Origin of the sequence: Bacillus sp. YBWC18, assembly GCF_002998775.1 — a bacterium.
In the GTDB taxonomy this organism is placed as follows: domain Bacteria; phylum Bacillota; class Bacilli; order Bacillales; family Bacillaceae; genus Bacillus.
Window position 1 is genome coordinate 327,152 of record NZ_PVRI01000004.1, and the last position, 19,177, is coordinate 346,328.

General features: G+C 40.7%; 14 protein-coding genes and 7 tRNA genes. 19 read left to right on the forward strand and 2 right to left on the reverse strand.

Annotation, left to right across the window (positions count from 1 at the left end):
• The first annotated feature begins 63 nt into the window (after nt 1–63).
• On the forward strand, nt 64–2,223 hold the full coding sequence (locus tag C6348_RS13405; protein WP_106043499.1) for a Tex family protein: 2,160 nt from the start codon (nt 64–66) through the stop codon (nt 2,221–2,223).
• A gap of 19 nt (nt 2,224–2,242) precedes the next feature.
• On the opposite strand, the gene cmpA is transcribed toward C6348_RS13405, so the two are convergent.
• Nucleotides 2,243–2,377 carry a cortex morphogenetic protein CmpA gene (cmpA, locus tag C6348_RS13410; RefSeq protein ID WP_095286213.1) on the reverse strand — a complete coding sequence of 45 codons (135 nt, stop codon included), beginning with the start codon at nt 2,375–2,377 and terminating at the stop codon, nt 2,243–2,245.
• A gap of 99 nt (nt 2,378–2,476) precedes the next feature.
• On the opposite strand from cmpA, the gene C6348_RS13415 reads away from it, so the two are divergent.
• From C6348_RS13415 to C6348_RS13475, 13 genes are all read left to right on the forward strand, one after another.
• Entirely contained in the window at nt 2,477–2,950 is a 474-nt protein-coding gene (locus C6348_RS13415) for a SprT family protein (RefSeq protein WP_034663941.1), read from the forward strand.
• A gap of 227 nt (nt 2,951–3,177) precedes the next feature.
• A complete protein-coding gene (locus C6348_RS13420; protein WP_106043500.1) occupies nt 3,178–4,155 on the forward strand; it encodes a thiamine pyrophosphate-dependent dehydrogenase E1 component subunit alpha in 978 nt (325 codons plus the stop codon).
• A 20-nt stretch (nt 4,156–4,175) separates the two neighbouring features.
• A complete protein-coding gene (locus tag C6348_RS13425) occupies nt 4,176–5,213 on the forward strand; it encodes an alpha-ketoacid dehydrogenase subunit beta (RefSeq protein ID WP_106043501.1) in 1,038 nt (345 codons plus the stop codon).
• A 17-nt stretch (nt 5,214–5,230) separates the two neighbouring features.
• Nucleotides 5,231–6,361: a dihydrolipoamide acetyltransferase family protein gene (locus tag C6348_RS13430; protein WP_106043502.1), complete on the forward strand. Its 1,131-nt coding sequence runs from the start codon at nt 5,231–5,233 to the stop codon at nt 6,359–6,361.
• Nucleotides 6,362–6,379: 18 nt separating this feature from the next.
• Nucleotides 6,380–7,759, forward strand: coding sequence for a dihydrolipoyl dehydrogenase (lpdA, locus tag C6348_RS13435; protein ID WP_106043503.1), 1,380 nt, complete (start codon nt 6,380–6,382; stop codon nt 7,757–7,759).
• 108 nt (nt 7,760–7,867) lie between these two features.
• Nucleotides 7,868–9,715 (forward strand): sigma-54-dependent Fis family transcriptional regulator, encoded by a 1,848-nt coding sequence (locus C6348_RS13440; protein ID WP_106043504.1) that lies wholly within the window; start codon nt 7,868–7,870, stop codon nt 9,713–9,715.
• Between the two features lie 211 nt (nt 9,716–9,926).
• Nucleotides 9,927–10,001, forward strand: a tRNA-Asn gene (locus C6348_RS13445).
• Between the two features lie 4 nt (nt 10,002–10,005).
• Nucleotides 10,006–10,096: transfer RNA gene (locus C6348_RS13450), tRNA-Ser, on the forward strand.
• Between the two features lie 9 nt (nt 10,097–10,105).
• Nucleotides 10,106–10,177, forward strand: a tRNA-Glu gene (locus C6348_RS13455).
• Nucleotides 10,178–10,197: 20 nt separating this feature from the next.
• Nucleotides 10,198–10,272 (forward strand) — tRNA-Gln (locus C6348_RS13460).
• Between the two features lie 31 nt (nt 10,273–10,303).
• Nucleotides 10,304–10,379: transfer RNA gene (locus tag C6348_RS13465), tRNA-Lys, on the forward strand.
• Between the two features lie 7 nt (nt 10,380–10,386).
• Nucleotides 10,387–10,469, forward strand: a tRNA-Leu gene (locus tag C6348_RS13470).
• Nucleotides 10,470–10,516: 47 nt separating this feature from the next.
• Nucleotides 10,517–10,600, forward strand: a tRNA-Leu gene (locus tag C6348_RS13475).
• Nucleotides 10,601–10,798: 198 nt separating this feature from the next.
• Here the strand turns inward: C6348_RS13475 and C6348_RS13480 are convergent.
• Nucleotides 10,799–11,674, reverse strand: coding sequence for a LysR family transcriptional regulator (locus tag C6348_RS13480; protein ID WP_189293943.1), 876 nt, complete (start codon nt 11,672–11,674; stop codon nt 10,799–10,801).
• A gap of 181 nt (nt 11,675–11,855) precedes the next feature.
• Between C6348_RS13480 and C6348_RS13485 the strand changes: the two genes are divergently transcribed.
• From C6348_RS13485 to C6348_RS13505, 5 genes are all read left to right on the forward strand, one after another.
• Complete coding sequence (locus C6348_RS13485; RefSeq protein ID WP_066031284.1) at nt 11,856–12,413, forward strand: NAD(P)H-dependent oxidoreductase; 558 nt, start codon at nt 11,856–11,858, stop codon at nt 12,411–12,413.
• A gap of 101 nt (nt 12,414–12,514) precedes the next feature.
• Nucleotides 12,515–14,848, forward strand: coding sequence for a molybdopterin-containing oxidoreductase family protein (locus C6348_RS13490; RefSeq protein ID WP_066031283.1), 2,334 nt, complete (start codon nt 12,515–12,517; stop codon nt 14,846–14,848).
• Nucleotides 14,849–15,080: 232 nt separating this feature from the next.
• On the forward strand, nt 15,081–16,268 hold the full coding sequence (locus C6348_RS13495; protein ID WP_047202489.1) for an MFS transporter: 1,188 nt from the start codon (nt 15,081–15,083) through the stop codon (nt 16,266–16,268).
• Between the two features lie 215 nt (nt 16,269–16,483).
• A complete protein-coding gene (locus C6348_RS13500) occupies nt 16,484–17,269 on the forward strand; it encodes an arylamine N-acetyltransferase family protein (RefSeq protein WP_066031282.1) in 786 nt (261 codons plus the stop codon).
• Nucleotides 17,270–17,315: 46 nt separating this feature from the next.
• A complete protein-coding gene (locus tag C6348_RS13505) occupies nt 17,316–18,491 on the forward strand; it encodes a macrolide family glycosyltransferase (protein WP_066031281.1) in 1,176 nt (391 codons plus the stop codon).
• The last annotated feature ends 686 nt before the right edge of the window (nt 18,492–19,177 follow it).

A 19,177-nucleotide genomic window follows, 5' to 3' on the forward strand; every position in this document is an offset into this window, starting at 1 on the left:
TTTTCTGTTTTGCCGGTTTTTTTGATACACTAAAAGAGAAGACACAGTGAGAGGATGCAAAGTATGAAGACATCTGACTTTTTATTGAAACAAATTGCAACAGAATTAAAGCTTTCAACAAAACAAATTGAAAGTGTCATCAAGCTCTTAGAGGATGGCAACACCGTCCCGTTTATTGCCCGTTACCGGAAAGAGCAGACAGGCTCACTGGATGAGGTGCAAATTCAAACCATTTCAGAGCGCTATACATATATCCAAAATGTCATGAACCGAAAAGAAGAAGTCATTCGCTTAATCGCTGAACAAGACAAACTGACGGATGAATTAAAACAAAAAATTGAACAAGCTCATAAACTGCAAGAGGTCGAAGATTTATACCGGCCATTCAAACAAAAACGTAAAACAAAGGCGAATGTAGCCAAAGCAAAAGGGCTCGAGCCGCTGGCGGAATATGTACTCGCGCTGCCAAGCGATGAGATCGAGAAGAAGGCTGCTTCTTTTCTCAACGAAGAAAAGGAAGTAAGAAGTGTAGACGAGGCACTTGAAGGCGCGCAGCACATCATTGCTGAACAGCTGGCTGATGATCCTGATATGCGGAAATGGATTCGCAGTGAAACGTACCAAAAGGGCAGTCTGGTCACATCAGGAAAAGACATCGAGAGCGATGAGAAAAACGTCTATGAAATGTATTACGATTATCAAGAGCCCATCAAAAAGATAGTGCCCCACCGTGTACTAGCGATCAATCGTGGAGAGAAAGAAGGCATCTTAAAGGCAGCCATCGAACCACCTGCTGAAAATATTCGTTTCTATCTCGACAAGCAAGTCATAAAAGGCAAGCAGACGACGGCGAGACCGTTTATTGAAGCGGCAATTGATGATGCCTATAAGCGCCTCATTCAGCCTTCAATCGAACGAGAAATACGCAAAGAGCTGACAGAAAAGGCAGAAGAGCAAGCGATTCATATTTTTGCTGAAAACTTAAGAAAACTGCTTCTTCAGCCGCCGATGAAAGGGAAGCGTGTACTAGGAGTCGACCCTGCATTTCGTACAGGCTGTAAGTTAGCCGTCGTGGATGATACGGGCAAAGTCCATCATATTGGCGTCATTTACCCGCACCCGCCTGTGCAGAAAAAAGCGGAGGCCAAACAAAAAGTGAAAGAGATCATTCAATCATCAAACATTGAAGTCATTGCGATTGGAAATGGAACAGCCTCAAGAGAGACCGAACAATTCATCGCAGACCTGATTCAAGAGCTGGATCAGCCGGTGTCCTATTTAATCGTGAATGAAGCAGGAGCAAGTGTATACTCTGCGTCTGCACTGGCGCGAGAAGAGTTTCCAGACCTGCAAGTCGAAGAACGAAGCGCCATATCAATCGCTCGAAGATTACAAGATCCTTTAGCAGAGCTTGTGAAAATTGATCCGAAGTCTGTCGGGGTGGGCCAATACCAGCATGACGTGAGCCAAAAGCAATTAAACAGCTCGTTAACCTTCGTGGTGGAGACTGTCGTCAACCAAGTCGGTGTGAACGTCAATACGGCCTCACAGGCGCTGCTGCAATATGTGTCAGGTCTTTCAAAAGCTGTCGCAGGAAATATCATCAAGCGCCGCGAAGAGATTGGGAGATTCACAAGCAGAAAAGAGCTCAAGGATATTCCAAGACTTGGTGCTAAGACTTATGAGCAGTGTATTGGCTTCCTGCGCATCGCAGACGGACAAGATCCACTTGATCGTACAGGCATTCACCCAGAGAGCTATAAAGAAACAAAACAATTTTTACGCATGATCAAGATGACGCCAGACGATCTTGGCACAGAGCAGTTAAAGGAGAAAATTGCAGAGGTCAAACTGGACGAAGCAGCAGAGCAGCTTGATATTGGTATCATTACACTTCAGGATATCATCGATCAGCTGACAAGACCTGAGCGTGATCCGCGCGATGAAGTCCCAAAACCTCTTTTGAAAACAGATGTGTTGAAATTGGAGGACTTGAAGCAAGGAATGGAGCTGCAAGGAACGGTGAGAAACGTCGTAGACTTCGGCGCATTCGTTGATATTGGTGTAAAGCAGGACGGGCTTGTACATATTTCAAAGCTAAGCAACCGTTTTGTGAAGCATCCGCTTGACGTTGTATCAGTTGGTGACATTGTAACTGTATGGGTGGACTCCGTTGACCAGGCAAAAGGCCGCGTTGCCCTCTCCATGCTGAAACCAGAGTAAACAAAAAACGAGGCGCACCTTAGGATGGGGTGTGCCTTGATGTGACTGAATGTTTTTTTCTGTAGAAGTACCAGCATTGATTCAGCAATTTGATTTGGTAATGATTTTTTTCAAAAAATGCCTTCTGCATCTGATTTTTCAGCCAGTTGGGCATCGCCCATTCCTCCTTTGATCGAAACAGTGGGTGTACCTTCAATGTATGCAAAGGGGAAATTGTCCCGTTCGAGGTTTTTATAGAAAGGAACGATCTTGATTGAAGGAGAGGGAGTTACAGCAGTTAACAGAGCATATTTCTGAGCAGTTCTTTGGTAAGGCATTCCGCCATCAAGCTGTTTTTAATGACCGTCTCAAAACGACAGGCGGAAGATATTTGCTTGGTACACACAATATTGAGTTAAATCGCCGATATTTAGAGGAGCATGGAAGAGCTGAATTGATTGGGATCATCAAGCATGAATTGTGTCATTATCATCTGCATCTTGAGGGAAAGGGCTATCAGCATCGGGACCGGGATTTTAAAGAGTTATTAAAACAAGTAGGAGCCCCGCGTTTTTGTACACCGCTAAAGACGGTACAAAATAAACGGCGTGTACAGAAACGTCATGAATATGTCTGCACAGGATGCGGTCAGTATTTTATCAGGAAAAGACGATTTGATACCTCTCGTTATGTGTGCGGCGTCTGCAAAGGAAAATTAAAATGGCGGCGTACAATCGATTCAGAGTGAAAAGCATTCCTTTATGGGATGCTTTTTTTTGTGTCCAATGGAACTGATCATCGTGATATATAGAAGATGAAGTAGACATATTGAGACAAATAGAGACGCAAGTCTCATTTTGTCTCTTTTTTGATCGGTGTGAATCGTTCAAAACCTAAGTTTTCAAGTGCCATGATGTTGGCACGTTTTTTGCTTGTATATAAGTGCAAGCAAAAAAAGATAGGAGGTTTTACCATATGGAAATGGCACTCACAAAAGAAAAAGCTGTTTGGATGTATCAAAAAATGCAGGAAATCCGCCAATTTGAAGATCAAGTACACACGCTTTTTACAAAAGGGATCTTGCCGGGTTTTGTCCATCTTTATGCTGGCGAAGAAGCTGTTGCTGTAGGAGTCTGTGCTCACCTGAATGAACAAGACAGTATTACAAGTACCCATCGCGGCCACGGCCATTGTATCGCTAAGGGCTGTGATCTAAAAGGAATGATGGCAGAAATCTATGGAAAAGCCACAGGTCTTTGTAAAGGAAAAGGTGGATCCATGCACATTGCAGATTTTGATAAAGGAATGCTCGGTGCTAACGGAATTGTTGGAGGCGGCTTTCCGCTTGCGTGCGGGGCAGCCCTCACGGCTAAATATAAAAAGACAAATAATGTAAGCGTTTGCTTTTTTGGGGATGGTGCAAACAATCAAGGGACTTTTCACGAAGGAATCAACCTCGCCGCCATCTGGAAACTGCCAGTCATTTTCATCGCAGAAAACAATGGTTACGGGGAAGCGACGCCATTTTCCTATGCTTCAAGCTGCAAATCGATCGTGGATCGAGCCGCCAGTTATGGCATTCCGGGTATTCAAGTAGATGGAAAAGATGTGACAGCCGTTTATCAAGCAGCAGAACAAGCGATAGCACGAGCAAAAAATGGTGAAGGTCCGACATTGATTGAATGCATGACATATCGGAATTATGGTCATTTTGAAGGAGACGCTCAGCGCTACAAAACAAATCAAGAAAAAACAGAACACCAAGAAGAGAAAGATGCCATCGCTCTTTTTAAAAATGAATTATTAAAGAAGCAGCTGCTGACGAATCAGGAGATATCAAGTATTGAAGCGGCTGTAGCAGAAGCGATAGATGAAGCCGTTAGATTCAGTGAAGAAAGTGAATATCCAGATCATACCGAATTACTGACCGATGTGTATGTTTCGTATCAATAAATCAGAAAGGAGAGAGGAAAATGACAAGAGAAATCAGCATGTCTAGTGCTTTGAATGAAGCGATTAAACTGGCAATGAGAAGAGACGAAGATGTCATTTTAATGGGGGAAGATGTTGCGGGAGGCGCTCATGTAGATCACTTACAGGATGATGAAGCATGGGGCGGAGTTCTTGGAGTAACAAAAGGAATCGTACAGGAGTTTGGACGTGAGCGTGTCCTAGACACACCGATTAGTGAAGCTGGCTATGTAGGCGCGGCCATGGCAGCTGCTTCAACAGGGCTAAGACCAATTGCGGAACTTATGTTTAATGATTTTATCGGTACTTGTCTGGACCAAGTGCTGAATCAAGGCGCAAAATTTCGATACATGTTTGGCGGAAAAGCAGAGGTGCCGATCACGATTAGAACGACACATGGGGCGGGTTTTAGAGCAGCAGCCCAGCATTCGCAAAGTTTGTATGCACTATTTACAAGCATCCCTGGACTGAAAGTAGTTGTACCTTCTTCACCTTATGATGCCAAAGGACTGCTGCTGGCAGCGATCGAGGATCAGGACCCTGTCATCTTTTTTGAAGACAAGACGCTTTACAATATCACAGGAGATGTGCCGGAGAGGTATTACACATTGCCGTTTGGTAAAGCAGATGTGAAGAGAGAGGGTTCTGATGTAACCATCTTTGCAGTAGGCAAACAAGTGCATACAGCACTTGAAGCGGCAGAAGAGTTAGCTGCTCAAGGTATTGAAGCGGAAGTGATTGATCCAAGAAGCTTGTCGCCGCTCGATGAAGAGGCCATTCTGACTTCGGTAGAAAAAACAAATCGGCTTGTCATTGTGGATGAAGCAAATCCAAGGTGCGGAATTGCCGCAGATATCTCTTCTTTGATTGCAGATAAAGGATTCGATTTACTTGACGCTCCAATCAAAAAAGTGACGGCTCCTCATACACCAGTACCATTTTCACCACCTCTTGAAGATATATATCTGCCGACACCTGATAAGGTTGTGAACACCGTATTAGAGATGATTGGCAAGAGTCATGACAAGATCTTGAACTAAAGAAAGGAGAGAGGGAGATGGCTGTCGAAGTTGTGATGCCTAAATTGGGTATGTCGATGAAAGAAGGAACGGTATCTGTCTGGAATAAGGAGGTCGGTGAGACCGTAAATAAAGGTGAAAGCATTGCAAGCATCAACTCCGAAAAAATTGAAATGGAGATCGAATCACCTGCTGAAGGAACCATATTGGATATAAAAGTGTCTGAGGGAGAAGGTGTACCGCCTGGCACGGTCATTTGCTATATCGGTGAAGGAAATGAACAGGTGGAGGAAAAGAAAGAAAGAGACGTCCAGTCAAAACCAAAAAAAGAGAGAAAGAAAATCTCCCCTGTTGCTCGTAAAATTGCGAATAGCGCAAACCTAGACATTGATACGCTGGTGGGGACAGGACCGGGGGGAAGAATTACGAAAGCGGATGTGCTTCATGCGCTTCCTGAACGGGCAGAGAAAAAACAAAATGAGACAGAGCATCAACCTGTTAACACGATGCGGAAAACAATTGCCTCAAGAATGATGGAAAGCCTGCAAACAAGTGCACAATTAACCATTACGATGAAAGCGGACGTGACAAAACTTACAAACTTACAACAACAGCTGAATGAAACAGCCATAGCCCGTCACGATACAAAATTGACCATGACCGATTTTGTGGCCAAAGCAACGATCCTTTCATTACTCGAACACCCTGCGATGAACAGTCAATATCAAAATGAAAGAGTGGAAACTTTTGAGTATGTTCATCTTGGGATAGCTGCTGCTTTAGAAAACGGCCTAGCTGTGCCAGTTATTCGACATGCGGAGAGACTAGGGCTCATTGAGCTAGCGAAGACCATCAAATTGTATGGCAAAAAAGCACGTGAAGGCAAACTTCTTCACGATGAAATCGAAGGCTCTACCTTTACGATCACCAACCTAGGTGCCTATGGTGTAGAGCATTTCACTCCGATTTTGAATCCGCCGGAAGCCGGTATCCTTGGCGTCGGAACAATGTATGAAACCCCTGTTTATCGAGAGGATGAATTGTGCAAAGGGACCATCCTGCCACTCAGTCTTACGTTTGATCACCGTGTGCTGGACGGAGCGCCGGCATCCGCATTTTTATCAACGGTCAAAGCATATTTAGAAGAACCAATATCCATTCTTTTATAGGAAGAAGGTGAACGTATCATGACACTGGTCATTATAGGAGGCGGACCAGCAGGTTATGTGGCGGCCATAACAGCAGCCCGTTTTGGCAGGAAGGTTGTGTTAATTGATCAAGGTCAGCTGGGGGGTACCTGCCTCAATGAAGGCTGTATTCCGACGAAAGCGCTTTTGCAAAGCGCCGATATGTTTGAGCATGTGAAATCGGCTGTACATTTTGGAATTGAGCTCCCAGAACATGAGCCTATCATCCAATGGGATGCCGTTCAAAAACGGAAACAGTCTGTCGTCAAACAACTAACTGATGGCGTTCGCTACTTGATGAATAAAAACAAAATCAGCGTGTTGAATGGGAAGGCGTCATTTCTATCGGCACACGAGCTATTGGTAGAAAGTGAAGGGAAGTCTGAAATCATTCAAGCAAAACAAATCATTATTGCATCAGGGGCAGCGCCTGCTGCTTTACCTTTTGCACCTTTTGATGGGGAATGGATCATTCACAGCAAGGATGCCATGTCACTTTCTTCGATACCAGATTCGCTTTGTATCATTGGGGGAGGGGTGATCGGCTGTGAGTTTGCAAGCATATTTAGCAGAATGGGGACAAGAGTTGTCATGGTTGAGCTTGCAGTGCACATTTTACCTGAAGAAGATTGTGATATAGCACAATGTCTTCACGAGCAACTTGAAGAAACGGGTGTAGACATTTTGACGTCCGCCGCAGTCAAACAGCTTGATTCTTCTTCAAGAAAAGTAGTGGTAGAGAAAAATCAAGGAGAGCAGTGTGAAATCCAGTCTGATCTTTGCTTAGTGGCAATTGGCAGGACTCCGCAGCTTGGAGAGTTGAATCTTGATCAGGTCGGCATTGAATTTGACAGAAACGGAATCTACGTCAATGAACATATGCAAACCAATCTCCCGCATATCTATGCGTGCGGTGATGTGACAGGTGGGGTCCAGCTTGCTCATGCTGCTTTTCATGAAGGAACGGTTGCGGCATCCCATGCATCAGGTGAACATGTAAAAGTCAATGAACAAGTGATTCCAAGATGCATCTACACCTCTCCAGAAATCGCCAGTGTTGGTATAAATGAAGAGAGTGCTAGAAAACAATATGAGGAGATTCGGATAGGGACATGTGCATTTTCTGCAAATGGAAAAGCATTAATCTTAAATCAACCAGCCGGTCAAGTAAAGGTCATTGTAGAACCGCAATATCAAGAAATTTTAGGTGTATCAATCATTGGACCGAATGCAACAGAACTGATTGGACAAGCGGCGGTGATGATGCATACAGAGCTGACCACTGATACATTAGAGCAGTTTATTGCGGCACATCCGACACTTTCAGAGGCGATACACGAAGCCTTGCTGCAAACAATTGGACGAGCGGTGCACTGCTGAAAAAGACTCTATTTCTATCCGATTGACTTCTTGGGTTAGCCAATGTTAATTGAAAGCGCTTTTATAATTATCTATAATGAATAAAAAGCCCCCAGAGGAGAGGATGGAATGAATCCGACGCCTTGTTATTTAAATACGTGGAAACGTTTTGTTCGTGAAGGTTTGCTTGATAAGTCTCGTCTGAATAAGAGAGTGATGGAATCATGGCTCAGGTGTAAACAGGCAAATGTTAATCCGTATTTAGATAAAGGACAGTCGTTGTTAGAAAAGGAATTATTCAGTGCCCAAAAAAAGAAATACTCATTATTCCTCAATGCTGCTCTTCCTTACTTAAATAAAATCAGTCAGCAATTAAAAGAATCTGACATGCTGGCCTTACTTATCGATGCAGACGGTTATGTGCTAAGTCTGACAGGAAGCCAAAGAACGATGGTGGAAGCAAGAAAAATTAATTTTATGGAGGGGTCGCGCTGGACCGAAACAGATGTAGGGACGAACGCTATTGGAACGGCACTCGTCATCGGGGAAGCTGTGACGATCAACGGAACTGAGCATTTTTCTGTCGCCTCTCACCATTGGAGTTGTTCAGCCGCTCCTATTCGTGATGCAGACGGTACGATCATAGGGGTGATTGATATCTCCTGTATGGCGGATAACAAGCACCCTTTTATGCTTGGAATGGCTTCAACGGTTGCTTATGCCATAGAGAGAGAAATTCAAGTCCAGCAAAAAAGGAGAGAGATGGAGCTCATCACTCATTGTCTCCAGCAGGTGGAAGCAGACGAACCGTATGTGGTCTGTAATGAAAAAAAGCGAATTGTTTCTGCAAGCCGGTCGATTAGAGAACGATTTTCTGACTGGTACGGAATGGATGTCGAGCGGCTTAAGGGTCATCCATTTGTTATCCGGGGAACGCAGATCATTCAATCAGAGCAAGATGGAAAGATGCTGGGCATGTCCCTTTCCCTTGAAGAAGCAGCGAAAAGTAGCATCACCGTTTCCTTTGCTCAATTTCCCGGGGAATCTGGAACAAGTAAGGTGTTTCAACAGACGCTCAGTGAGATGAAGAGAGCGGCACAAACAGATGCCAATGTATATATTTGGGGCGAAACAGGTACAGGGAAGGAACTGGCCGCTAGAGCTATTCACTCAGCCAGTGAAAGGCATAGAGGACCGTTTATTCCTGTTAATTGCGGAGCCATTCCTGAAAGCCTGTTAGAAAGCGAATTATTCGGCTATGCTGAGGGGGCTTTTACAGGAGCAAAACGTCACGGAGCTAAAGGGAAGTTTGAACAAGCTCATAAAGGAACACTCTTTTTAGACGAAATTGGCGAAATCCCATATGCGATGCAAGTAGCACTTCTTCGGGTGATAGAAGAAAGGAAAGTCGTACCGCTCGGCGGGACACACGAAATCCCTTTGGATATTCGAATCATTACAGCGACTCACCGTAATATGAATGAACTACTGAAGGAAGGAAAAATACGAGAAGACTTGTATTACCGTCTTCATGTCTATCCGATCAACATCCCGCCGCTTAGAGAAAGAAAAGAAGACATTCGTGATTTATATCGTTATTACCAAAAGAAGTACCACTGGAATGCGGTATTTCCTGAATCATTTTTTCAGACATTGCAGGAATACCACTGGCCGGGAAACATACGAGAGCTTTTTAATCTGTTTGAACATCTAAGGGTCCTCTTTCCGAAAGGCGGATGGATTGGTGAATCGCAATATGCTTCAGTATTAGAGACGATTGATCAGAAAAAGCAGAAGCTGCATCCAGCAGAGTGTACCGAGATTCCAAAAGAACTCACGTTTAGGGAGCGCATTCAAAAGCAAACAGTGATAGAAGCACTGCATAAAACAAAAGGTCATGTGTCAGAAGCAGCGAAGTTAGCAGGGGTGCCAAGAAGTACTTTTTATAAGTGGATGCGAAAGTTTAAGCTGTCTTAGTCTCCTGAGGAAGGCTGCATCAAGGCCCTTGGTCTACGTGAAGAGGTCGGGGGCTTTCTGCCAAGTTAAACAAATGGCATGGAAAAAGGCTTGACTGTTATATTAGTATATGTTAAATTATAAAAGCCGTCGCAAATGGGCCAGGAATGAAACGCTTAAAAATTCTTGACACATTTTTCTGGCATATATATAATGAAACATGTCTTATTATTCCGCAGTAGCTCAGTGGTAGAGCTATCGGCTGTTAACCGATCGGTCGTAGGTTCGAGTCCTACCTGCGGAGCCATAATGGAGAAGTACTCAAGTGGCTGAAGAGGCGCCCCTGCTAAGGGTGTAGGTCGCGTAAGCGGCGCGAGGGTTCAAATCCCTCCTTCTCCGCCATTATTGTATGGCCCGTTGGTCAAGCGGTTAAGACACCGCCCTTTCACGGCGGTAACACGGGTTCGAATCCCGTACGGGTCATGTTTTGTTTTTTGATTCGTTGGGCTATAGCCAAGCGGTAAGGCAACGGACTTTGACTCCGTCATGCGTTGGTTCGAATCCAGCTAGCCCAGCCATTTTTTATATATGTTTTTCTGCATAGCAGATGAGCCATTAGCTCAGTTGGTAGAGCATCTGACTTTTAATCAGAGGGTCGAAGGTTCGAGTCCTTCATGGCTCACCATTGTCACGCGGGTGTGGCGGAATTGGCAGACGCGCTAGACTTAGGATCTAGTGTCTTTATGACGTGGGGGTTCAAGTCCCTTCACCCGCATTGTTTTTCAAACAGTGCACTTATGAATATATGAGCACATCATACACGCGGTCGTGGCGGAATGGCAGACGCGCTAGGTTGAGGGCCTAGTGGGTGAATAACCCGTGGAGGTTCAAGTCCTCTCGGCCGCATCAATGATACCAAGGGTTGTAGACCTTTGGTATTTTTATTTTTTTATAACTTTTAAATGAATCTGTCCAAAATCTGTCCACTCACCTTAAGTAAGTGGATTTTTTTGTTTTGAAATCGATATTTTTATATAATGTCGTCCAATTTTTCAGCCATAGTATGAAGCTATTTTCAATTTCTTAAAAGGCATAGAGCGAACATTAATCATCATTTTTAAAAAGAGAACAGGCTGTTTGGATAAAAACTTCAGTTGCCTTAGAGATATCATTCATATTTGGAACGGCTATGCCGATGTCTCTATATGTGTTTGGCTTCAGTTCACGAAAAACGACATCTTTTGGTAGTGATAATATATTTTTTTTGGTTGTAATTGTAATGCCTAAACCTTCTTGTACCATGCATAATGCAGTGTCGATGTAGTCAATAACAAATCTTACTTTAGGTTTTAAATTTAGATCTTTGAATAATGAGTGGATTTGTAGCTCATAACCGCCCCTTCCAATGATGATATCTTCATCTTGTAAGTCAGAAATATCTATTCTTTCTTTCAGGTATAATGGGTGACTCGAGTGCATAACAACAATCAACTGGTCTTTCATTAAAGGGACGATATCAAAATCCTCTTCTGGGGGAATAATCATTCCTACATCCACAGTTTTGGAGCGTAGCCAATCTTTAACTTGATCTACACTTCCTTCCGAAATCTTAATTTCAAGACCTGGATATAGATCTTCCATTGTCCGTATAATTTTGGGGATGAACCTCGTACACGCAGTTGGATAAGCTCCGATGTGTACTTTGCCGATTTCCAACCCTTGTTCCGCTGCAATCAATTCATCTACTTTCTGCAAATCATTCAAGATATTTCTGAAAATAATTAAGACACGTTCTCCTACATCAGTAAAAAACAATCCGTTTTTCTTATTTCTCATAATTAACTTTGTTCCTAGTTCTGCTTCAATTGTTGCTACAGCTCGACTTACCGCCGGCTGTGTCATGTGTAATTCCTCACCGGCTTTTGTAAAACTTCCTGTTTCAGAAATTTGGACAATCAGTTGAATTTGTGATCTGTTCATAGCGTTTTTGATATCTCCTGTATAATTAATATGCATTTCAATTATATTGAAACTTAATGTACCATAAAAGAAATTAGAACTTCAAGATATAATCCGAGACAATAAGTGAGGTTAATCATATTAATTAAGGTAATGATAATAACCGTATGACTTTGGATTTGAATTTTATAGGAGGATTAAAGTGAAAAATATTCTAATCATTAACGCACATGAGTACCATGAGATGGCCAAAGGCCAATTAAACCAAACATTAGTAGAAAGAATGATAGACAAACTAAGCCCGCTTTATCAGGTTAAAACCACAATTGTTGCAAATCACTATGATATAAAAGAAGAACAGGAAAAATTCAAATGGGCTGATTTTGTGATTATTCAAACACCAGTTTATTGGTATCATTATCCAGCTGCATTCAAGAAGTACATGGACACTGTATATGAGCACGGAATTTTTTATCGAGGGACAGATATTTATGGTGAAGGAGGTTTATTGGAAGGACGTCATTATATGCTTTCTGTTACTTGGGGTGCAGGTGAATGGGTGTTCGATAATCCGTTAGAGCAGCCTTTCTTTGAGGGGAAGGAAGTAGACGAAGTACTAGTTGCAATGCATAAAGCACAGCAATTCATAGGGATGAAACCATTAAAAACACTCTCAAATCATTCGGCACTCAAGCCTGACATGGAGAAAGTGTTTGAAAAGACGGATCAGCATTTAGAAAAGATATTTTCTTTATCTTAAAATGACGAAAATCCGCATTTAAGATATATGCTTCACTATTCGCCTGGAAAAATTCCTAGTTTTTGACCAATGACTTCAATCTTAAAAAGGAGAGAAGGATGATGAATACTAGTGAAGAAAGAAGAGCGGGATTTTGTTCGCAATGCGTTTCAAAATGTGGAGTGATATCCGTTACAGAAAATGATCAGTTAGTAAAGGTGCTCCCGGATAAAAACCATCCAAATGGGGGAATCTGTCCAAAAGGAGCAGCAGCACCTCAAATCGTCAATCATCTTGATCGTATCCTTTTTCCTTTAAAGAGAACTAACCCAAAGGGGCAAGACCCAATATGGGAGAAAATCACATGGGAAGAAGCCATCCAAACCATTGCAGATAAACTAAAACAGATTCGTTCTGAAACAGGGGCAGAAACGGTTTCTTACACTTTTCCAACAGTTGGCGCAAGCGGGAGTTTTAGCTGGGGGCCATATTTACAGCGCTTGATGAATCTATACGGTACTCCCAACTATATTTCTCATACCAATGTCTGTCAGTGGGCAAGGGACGAGGGATCAAAATACACATATGGTGTTGGATTGCCTCAACCCGACTTTGAACATGCTAGCTTGATATTGATATGGGGACACAATCCAGCAGATACGAATCTTCAAACTTGGAAAAGGCTCATGGCAGCCAGAAAAAGAGGAAGTAAACTAGTAGTAATCGATCCACGCCGAACAACAACAGCTGCTGCGGCAGATTTATGGATTGCTCCGAATCATGGAACTGATATCGCTTTAATATTAGGGTGTCTTCAATTTTTGATTGAGAACCATTCGTATGATGAGCAATTTCTGCTCCGATGGACAAATGCTCCTTTCTTAGTGGATAAACGAACAGGGAAATTCCTTCGACCAGAACATCATCAGCCATATGAATTTTTAGCTCTTGATCAGAAAAAGAAGCCATTTAAAATCGACACTCGGGAAGATCCTGAGACATGGGCAGAACATATTTTACTTTCAGGTGAATACGAAAATGATAACGTTTCTTCAGAAACCGTTTTTTCTCAATTATTGAAACAAGTATCTTCATTTACATTGGAACATGTAGAAAAAATAACGGGTATTCCAGCTGAGAAATTAACGGAACTTGGGGAATTATTATGTCAAGAAAATCCGATTGCCTATTATTCATGGAATGGCTTAGAGCAGCATGTAAATAGTTCATCAACCAATCGAGCATTATGTATCCTTTATAGCCTGACTGGTTGTTTTGATAAGCAAGGGGGAAATATTGTCCTCCCGTCTTTACCAGTAAACTTAATAAAAGGTCAAGATTTACTACCATCTTCACAAGAGCAGAAGCGTCTAGGGCTAGATCAAAGACCTTTAGGTGCTCCGAAGATATCTGCTTCAGGGTATGATTTTGTTCATGCTGTATTAAACGAATCTCCGTATGATATGAGAGGATTATTAAGTTTTGGGGGAAATATGGTCACTCAAAACCCTGATAGTGAGAATATGATAGAAGCCTTAAAAAAATTAGAATTTCATGTACACGTTGATCTGTTTCATAGTCCAATGACGAGGTTTGCAGATATTGTGTTACCTGCTGCGCACGCATGGGAGTCCCCAAGTCTGTTGGCGGGTTTTGAGGGGAATTTGCAAACGGCTCAACATATTCAATATAAACCTGCAATGTCAAAGGCTCCTGGGGAAGCTCGTCCTGATCTACAAATAATCATGGATATAGCGTTAGAAATGGGCTATCAAGAAGAGTTTTGGAATGGGAATATTGAGGACGCGTTTAATGACTATCTTAAACCAATGAATGTCACATTAGACCAACTTCGATCTCATCCTGAAGGTCTGTCTGTGCCCTTAAAAATAAAATATTGTAAATATAGAGAGAAAATTAATGAAAGAGTCAAAGGTTTTTCTACTCCGACAAGAAAGTTGGAGATTTATTCCGAGTTTTTGTTAGAGCATGGGTATGATCCACTGCCCAAATTTGAAAAACCATCAACTGTTCCGCAATATCAGAATCAATCTAATGATTTTCCGTTAGTTCTTTCTTCATTTAAATTAAAGGGTTTTTGTCATAGCCAGCATCGTAATATTGCTAGACTAAGGAAAATGCATCCCGATCCTTTTGTTGAAATCCATCCCCAAACAGCTCAAATGTATAAGCTAAATGAAGGTGAATGGATTTATTTAGCCTCTCCTCATGGCAGGATGAAGGCAGTCGCTCGACTGACAGAAAGTATACCCGTGGGGACAATATATACTCAAGCGGGCTGGTGGGATGAGTGTGATGAACTAGAATTAGCTGGATTTGATCCATTTTCAGTAGAAGGTGCAAATGTGAATCAATTAATAGGTACAGATGAGATCGACCCCATATCAGGATCCGAACCATTAAAATCTTATCGATGCCAGATCCATAAGATTTGATAAATACTTTTCCCTAATTGAAGAATTGAAAAAGTAAGCTTAAAAAGCTGATGAATCCTAAAGTTGGAGGCTTCAGCTTTTTTCTGTATTACATAATAAAAACTGTCTTCACTGAAATCGTCATAACGATTTTGGTATATATCATATGATTAATATGCATTTTATTTATGTTTCGGCTTCATGTACCATTAAATAGGATTGCGCATCAAGAAAAGTAACGGAGGTAACAAATATGATCAATCGTAATAGATTATTTCTATTTGCACTTATATTAGCTGCATTTAATTTGCGACCGGGCATTACTTCAGTTAGCCCAGTTCTAAACGGAATAACAGAGGATTTGAGCATGAGTTCAATGTCTGCGAGTCTACTCACGTCTATTCCTTTAATTTGTTTTGGTTTTTGTTCATTATTTGCAGGTCGTTTGGCCAATCGCTATCAATCAGAGAAAATAATCACTTTTTTTATCGCCTTTATAGGAATTGCAACACTTTTACGTGTCTTTTCAAATTCCTCAACAAATCTATTGATAACGGCTTTGTTTATCGGTGCAGGAATAGGAATTGTCAGTCCTCTGTTATCTGGTTTCATTAAAAGCTATTTTCCAGAGAATGCTGCATCTATGATCGGCATATACTCTACATCAATGGTCATTGGTGCATCTATATCAATTGGGCTGACGACACCACTTCAACACATGTTAAATGATTCATGGAAAAATGGATTAGCCTTCTGGAGTATTTTTGCTCTAGTCGCACTTCCACTTTGGTTCTTGGTTACTAAGCAAGCTCAAAAACACACCCATAAATCGTCCAAAAAGAATCGTGCGTCCTTGCCTTTAAAGAATAAAGAAGCTTGGCTATTAACTTGTTTTGTTGGTCTTGTCATTCTACTGTTTTATTGTTTTGCAGCTTGGCTGCCAGCAATTGTAGAGGAAAAAGGAGAAACTGCTGCATTTGGTGGACTTATTGGTACTATAACTATGCTCGCACAGCTGCCGGCCACCCTTTTCTTGCCTAGTCTCTTAAAGGTAATGCCAAGCAGAAGATTTTGGATTACATTTTTCACACTCAGCGTGATGATTGGTTTATCACTGTTATGCTTTACAAACATCACACCTATTGTTGCGAGCATATGTCTAGGGATTGGCAGTGGCGGTCTTGTTTCACTCACTTTATTATTACCAATTGATAAGACAGATTCACCAATAGAAGCAAGTACCTGGTCAGCTATGACGCAAGCTATTGGATATATGATTGGTGCTGTGGGACCATTTATCATCGGTTTTCTACATGATTTTTCAGGAAGTTTTGTACCTACATTATATCTTCTTATTACCTTAGGTTTGATTATTATCCTGTTAGGTTGGAAACTGACGAAACAAGTTAGTTCTTTAGAAATGGGAGTACAGATGAAATAACATCATATTGTTCAGCCTGGAAATGAACCTGAAGAAACGAGGTTATATGATTTTAATATATCATCTGAAATTCAAAGGTTCTCTGATATTAAAAGAGTAGCTAGTTCAAATCAAGAAGCGATTTCAATCAATATCGTTGAAAATCATCATTATTTAGCTTAAGATAAATAAAGATATACCAATTAAAAACTAAAATGTAAAAAGGAGGTTATTCGTTGTCGTCATTAAGGGAGCGGATTTTCTCAAGGTTAGATTTAGAACCAAAGAGAATAATAAAATTCGAGGATGTATCTGATATTCTTCAATCTTTTGCGAAAAATATTCCTTTTGAAAATATAGATGTCATCTATAGAAATTATAAAGAAATTTCAAAGGAAAACCTTCAACAGAAAATTTTAGATGATCATCGAGGCGGTTTATGTTACGAGATAAATCCACTTTTATACTACTTCCTTAAAGATTGTGGATTTGATGTACAATTAATGTCAGCAACCGTATATGATCAATCATTAGAGAGCTGGTCAATTGATCATACACATGTAGCCATCCTCTTAACATATCATCAGAGAAAGTATCTTATTGATTCAGGTTTCGCTTCATTTCTCCCTCTTTCCCCAATCCCTTTTACAGGTGAGGTAGTACAGTCGAATGTTAGAAACTATCGAGTAAGAAAGCTGCACACAGAAAAAGGATCTTATGTTTTTGAAATGCAAGATAAAGATACATTAGACCATACGGATTGGAAATTAGGATATGCTTTTAGTCTGAACGAGATATCAGAAATAGAATTAAATGAGATGCAAGAAATCATTGCGGAAAATGAAAAATCACCTTTTAATAAATTCCTTCTCGTTGTGAAAATAATAGAAGATGGACATATTACTTTAACTAAAGAAAAATTTATCAAAAGTGAAAACGGGAAGAAAACGAAGAAGATTTTGAATCAAGATCAGTATTTAAAGATACTGAATGAGGAGTTTAACATCCATATTATTCATTAAAAGTGTATATCTTTTAGACTCATTCAATTAGGGAGGAGTATGTCTTATGAATGTATTAATGGTTAATTTTCCAGGTGAGGGGCATATCAATCCAACACTTGGAATCGTTAAAGCATTAATTAATCGGGGAGATTCGGTTTATTACATCACTACGGAAGAGTTTAAGGAGCGAATAGAGGGTTTGGGTGCGAAAACGTACATCCATCAAAATTATCTTAAGGGACGTACACCTCAAAACACGAGCATACATGAATTCTTGCAAGTCCATTTAAGGATTTCTATCGATATTTTAACGATCGTTCAGGAGCTTGCTCAATCCATTACGTTTGATTATGTGTACTATGATACGTTCGGTGCAGGATTATTAGTCAAAGAATACTTAAATATTCCAGCCATTTCTTCATCATCGTCGTTTGTTGTTCCTGAAGAACAATTCTTAACAACGTTAGAAAACAGCTCTGTATCACTCAGCTCGTCTTCAGAAGTGGAGAGGGAAAATGAAATGTTAATAAAGAAAATAGAGCACAGCTTCAATGTTAAGGTGAAGCATCCTTTTCAATTTCTTATGAATACAGCTGATTTGAATATCGTCTATACCAGTAGAGAGTTCCAGCCAAATAGCGAACATATAAACGATTCTTATATCTTTATTGGGCCAACTATCACGAAACGCAAGCAAACCAACAATTTATCATTAGATGAATTAAAAGACCAGAAAGTCATTTATGTATCGATGGGTACTCTTTTTTTGGGTGGAGAACCCTTTTTCAAAGCTTGTATGGAGGCATTTAGAGATTTTAAAGGTAAAGTAGTACTTTCAATTGGAGATAATACGAAAATCTCTAAATTAGAGCCTTTTCCAGAGAATTTCATTGTTCGTCACTATGTACCACAGCTGGATGTCTTACAGCACACAGACGTCTTTATTACGCACGGTGGAATGAATAGTACAAGTGAGGCTGTCTATTATGAAGTGCCCCTTATTGTCATTCCTCAAGCTAATGACCAGCCAATGATTGCTAAACGGCTGGAAGAACTTCAAGCTGGCTATACAATTCATCCAAATGAGGTCAGTGTATCAAGGTTAAAAGAAGCTGTTGATCTTATACTTTCTAACCCTTCATATCGAGAGAATGTTAGAAAGTTAAGTGTAAGCTTTAAAGAATCTGGTGGAGAAGAGAAAGCTTTGAGAGCAATAGATGAGTATTTAGCGTCGTTCTAAAAGGTGAATTTTTTAAAATTTTTACTGGGAGTATTATTCATTGGAATTCAAATTCTCTCGGCCGCATCAATGATAGCAAGGGTTGTAGACCTTTGGTATTTTTGTTTTTTATGACTTCTAAATAAATCTGTCCACTCACCGTAAATAAGTGGACTTTTTTTGTTTGAGATAGATATTTTTATCTAATGAAAGAGAATTTTAATAAAAACCCTCAGTTTTGATTATAAAAAGATGGCATGCTATCTTATCCGAATATGCTGAAGTGTATACTTTAGAAAGATTCTTAGTCTATTTAAGTAATGAATTGCCGAAGAAACCGGAACAAATTGCATTATTTGATAGAATGGATTTATTTAATTAACTTTGATCATGCTTGCCCATTTTTATTTTACTTCTTTATTTTTTTATTTCAATATAGAAAAATGAAGAAACATCAGTTGACCTGAAAATGTCCTGGATTAATGTTAAAAAGGGGCTAATTAAATATAAAGAAAACAAAAAAATGTAATGTAATCAACTTTTCGTAAGTGATGTTACAAATTTTCTAGGTTGAGGGCCTAGTGGGTGAATAACCCGTGGAAGTTCAAGTTCTCTCAGCCGCATACCAATAATACCAAGGGTTTGACCACCTTTGGTATTATTTTTTTGTGCGGAAAATACAGCTATGGGAGAAGACTTGCTTACCA

What these genes read in the sequence shown, in the direction of transcription:
- C6348_RS13405 (WP_106043499.1), top strand. Translation starts at nt 64, where the DNA reads ATGAAGACATCTGACTTTTTATTGAAACAAATTGCAACAGAATTAAAG.
- C6348_RS13425 (WP_106043501.1), top strand. Translation starts at nt 4,176, where the DNA reads ATGACAAGAGAAATCAGCATGTCTAGTGCTTTGAATGAAGCGATTAAA.
- cmpA (WP_095286213.1), bottom strand. Translation starts at nt 2,377, where the DNA reads ATGCCCAACTGGCTGAAAAATCAGATGCAGAAGGCATTTTTTGAAAAA.
- C6348_RS13490 (WP_066031283.1), top strand. Translation starts at nt 12,515, where the DNA reads ATGAATACTAGTGAAGAAAGAAGAGCGGGATTTTGTTCGCAATGCGTT.
- C6348_RS13505 (WP_066031281.1), top strand. Translation starts at nt 17,316, where the DNA reads ATGAATGTATTAATGGTTAATTTTCCAGGTGAGGGGCATATCAATCCA.
- lpdA (WP_106043503.1), top strand. Translation starts at nt 6,380, where the DNA reads ATGACACTGGTCATTATAGGAGGCGGACCAGCAGGTTATGTGGCGGCC.
- C6348_RS13495 (WP_047202489.1), top strand. Translation starts at nt 15,081, where the DNA reads ATGATCAATCGTAATAGATTATTTCTATTTGCACTTATATTAGCTGCA.
- C6348_RS13420 (WP_106043500.1), top strand. Translation starts at nt 3,178, where the DNA reads ATGGAAATGGCACTCACAAAAGAAAAAGCTGTTTGGATGTATCAAAAA.
- C6348_RS13480 (WP_189293943.1), bottom strand. Translation starts at nt 11,674, where the DNA reads ATGAACAGATCACAAATTCAACTGATTGTCCAAATTTCTGAAACAGGA.
- C6348_RS13440 (WP_106043504.1), top strand. Translation starts at nt 7,868, where the DNA reads ATGAATCCGACGCCTTGTTATTTAAATACGTGGAAACGTTTTGTTCGT.
- C6348_RS13430 (WP_106043502.1), top strand. Translation starts at nt 5,231, where the DNA reads ATGGCTGTCGAAGTTGTGATGCCTAAATTGGGTATGTCGATGAAAGAA.